The following is a 420-nucleotide window of genomic DNA, read 5'->3' on the forward strand; positions in this document are numbered from 1 at the left end:
GTTGAGCGCCTTCACCTCATTGCGGCTCGGCACACCCAGGCGCGAAATCGCACTGTTCAGGCGCTTGTCGAAAGCGCCTTCCAGCTCGTCCAACTTGCCCATGGCGCGGTCTTTCACGCCGCTGATGCGCGACTTGGCCGAAGAGGTCGAGTCCTCGACTTTCTTGCCGACGGCAGTCTTGGTGAGCTTCTCGGCTTTCTCGCCGTCTTTGACCAATGCATCGAAGAGTTTGCTGCCGTCAGTGTCGATCTTCGAGTACACGCCTAAACCAGCCAGCCAGATTTTGCGGGAGTAGGACTCGACCTTCCCGACCCACGAGCTGCTTTCTTTATCGGTGTTCTTTTTGCCAGCCATCCCGTTCTCCTTAAGATTTTCGCGCGACGCGTTCGAGCAATGCCGTCAGCTCATCGAGCTTAGCAG

General features: G+C 57.4%; 1 protein-coding gene. It reads right to left on the reverse strand.

All coding sequences use genetic code 11. The features are described 5' to 3' along the window. Window positions 1-354: phasin family protein (locus tag AC0T7J_RS25420; RefSeq protein WP_473798576.1), on the reverse strand; the 354-nt coding region annotated here is incomplete at its 3' end. Window positions 355-420: the final 66 nt, after the last annotated feature.

This window comes from Pantoea sp. E956-1, assembly GCF_982223955.1.